Raw genomic sequence first — 2,668 nt, 5'->3', positions numbered from 1 at the left:
AGCGCCTGGAGCAGATCAAGGCTTTATACGGCTTTGACAAACCCGCCCATGAGCGTTTCTTTCAAATGCTCGGCCAGTTCGCCCGCTTTGACCTGGGAAAAAGCTTTTTTCAAAACAAGGAAGTCTCCCAACTGCTGTGGGAGAAGCTGCCAGTGTCCATCAGTCTGGGACTGTGGACGTTTTTCATCAGTTATCTGATTGCGGTGCCGCTGGGCGTGGCCAAGGCGGTACGGGCCGGGTCGCGCTTCGACCTCGTCACCACCTTGCTGGTGCTCATGGGTTATGCCATTCCCGGCTTTGTATTGGGCGTGGCGCTCCTTGTGATTTTTGGCGGGCAATTGCAATGGTTTCCGTTGCGCGGTTTGACCTCCAGCAACTGGGATGAGTTGAGTTGGGGCGCCCGCATCGTGGATTACCTGTGGCACATCGCCATGCCGGTCACCGCCATGGTGCTGGGCAGCTTTGCCGTGACTACCATGTTGACCAAGAACGCATTTCTGGAAGAAATCCGCAAACAGTATGTGGTGACGGCACGGGCCAAAGGGCTGGATGAACGACAGGTGTTGTGGAAGCATGTGTTTCGCAATGCGCTGATTCCGATCATTACCGGTTTTCCGGCGGCCTTCATTGGCGCGTTTTTCACCGGCTCGCTGCTGATCGAGACGCTGTTTTCCCTGGACGGGCTCGGGCTTTTGAGCTACGAGAGCGTGATCCGGCGAGACTACCCGGTGGTGCTTGGTACCTTGTATTTCTTTACGCTGATTGGTCTGGTCACCAAGCTGATTTCCGACTTGTCCTACGTCTGGGTGGATCCGCGTGTCAAATTCGATTGATTCAAAACCAGACGTAGGAGAAGGCGTGCGCCGCGCCGGGCCGCCCCAAGCAAGCACAGCCCCCTTGGGGGGCAGCGCAGTACACGAAGTGACAAGCGTGGGGGCTTCACCCTCACGGCGCGCCTGGCTGCGCTTCAAGCGCAACCGCCTGGGCTATTGGAGCCTGCTGACCTTTTGCACGCTGGTCGTGTTGAGCCTGCTGGCCGAAGTCATCTCCAACGACCGGCCGCTGCTGGTTCGCTACCAGGGAACGACTTACTTTCCCATGCTCAAGGACTATTCGGAAAAGACCTTTGGCGGCGATTTCGAGACGGCAACCGATTATCTGGACCCGTTCATCCGGGAGCGCTTGTCCCGGCCAGGCAACTGGGCGTTGTTTGCCCCCAACCCCTACGGCGCCAAGACACTCAACTACTTTGCCAAAGAGCCCAACCCGTCGGCGCCCAGCCGCGACAACTGGCTGGGCACCGACGACCGGGGCCGCGACCTGCTGGCGCAGCTTATTTATGGTTTCCGGGTCAGTGTGTTGTTTGCACTGGCGTTGACCGTGACCGGGCTGCTGCTGGGCGTGATCACGGGGGCGGTTCAGGGGTTCTTCGGTGGCAAGACGGATCTGGCGTTTCAGCGTTTCATCGAAATCTGGAGCTCCATGCCCGAGCTCTACCTGCTCATCATCTTCAGCGCGGTATTCGCCCCCAGCCTGGCGCTGTTGCTTATCCTGCTGAGTCTGTTCGGCTGGATGGGTTTGTCGGACTACGTGCGTGCCGAATTCCTGCGCAACCGCCAACTCGATTACGTGCGTGCAGCGCGGGCGCTTGGCGTGAGCAACTGGCAAATCATCGTGCGCCACTTGCTGCCCAACAGCATGACGCCGGTGGTCACGTTCCTGCCCTTTCGCATGAGTGGGGCCATTCTGGCGCTGACCTCGCTCGACTTTCTGGGTCTGGGTGTGCCACCGGGAACACCGTCACTGGGGGAACTGCTGTCGCAAGGCAAGAACAATATAGACGCCTGGTGGATATCGCTTGCCACCTTCTGTGTGCTGGTGATCACCTTGTTGCTGCTGACCTTCATGGGCGACGCTTTGCGCGATGCGCTGGACCCGCGAAAGGCGGAAGTATGACCCCCACGCTTGCCACTGCGTGTGCTGCGCTGCCCCCCGAGGGGGCTGTTCCGCCTAAGGGCGGCCTGTCGGCGGAACGGACCCCCACGCTCGGCGCTGGCGTGTCCTCGCTGCCCCCCGAGGCGGAACGGATTCCGAGCCCACCGTTGCTGACCGTTTGCGGCCTGCGCGTGGCTTTCGCCGGCAAGGAGGTTGTGCATGGCATTGACTTCTCCATTGCGCCCGGCGAAAAACTGGCGCTGGTCGGTGAGTCGGGCTCCGGCAAGACGGTGACGGCGCTGAGTCTGTTGCGTCTGGTGCAGAACGCCGACATCAGCGGCCAGTCCATGTTCCTGGGGCGGGATCTGCTGTCGATGCCGGAGCGTGCGCTGCGCGGCCTGCGCGGGCAGGACATCGCCATGATTTTTCAGGAACCGATGACGGCGCTCAACCCGCTGTTCACGGTGGGCGATCAAATTGCCGAAGTATTGGAGTTAAAACAGGGCCTGGCCCGCAAGGAATCTGCGCAAGCAGCTATTCAATTAATAGCAGAAACCGGTATTGCCGAGCCCGAACGACACGCCGGGGCGTATCCGCACCAGCTCAGCGGTGGCCAGCGCCAGCGCGCCATGATCGCCATGGCGCTGGCCTGCCAGCCCAAGCTGTTGCTGGCCGACGAGCCCACCACTGCCCTGGATGTCACCCTGCGCGGGCAGATTCTGGACCTGCTGGC

3 protein-coding genes are annotated in these 2,668 nt (G+C 60.7%); all 3 read left to right on the top strand.

Features of this window, described 5'->3' with window-relative positions; genetic code table 11:
- On the top strand, positions 1-833 hold an 833-nt coding region (locus B3V69_RS04350; protein ID WP_296444150.1), incomplete at its 5' end, for an ABC transporter permease subunit.
- Between the two features lie 88 nt (positions 834-921).
- Entirely contained in the window at positions 922-1,956 is a 1,035-nt protein-coding gene (locus B3V69_RS04345) for an ABC transporter permease (protein ID WP_414707463.1), read from the top strand.
- Positions 1,953-2,668: ATP-binding cassette domain-containing protein (locus B3V69_RS04340; RefSeq protein ID WP_296444147.1), on the top strand; the 716-nt coding region annotated here is incomplete at its 3' end. The genes B3V69_RS04345 and B3V69_RS04340, both read left to right, overlap by 4 nt.

Source organism: Rhodoferax sp. UBA5149 (assembly GCF_002413825.1).
Taxonomy (GTDB): Bacteria; Pseudomonadota; Gammaproteobacteria; order Burkholderiales; family Burkholderiaceae_C; genus Rhodoferax.
This window is presented reverse-complemented; position numbering and strand designations above follow the sequence as displayed.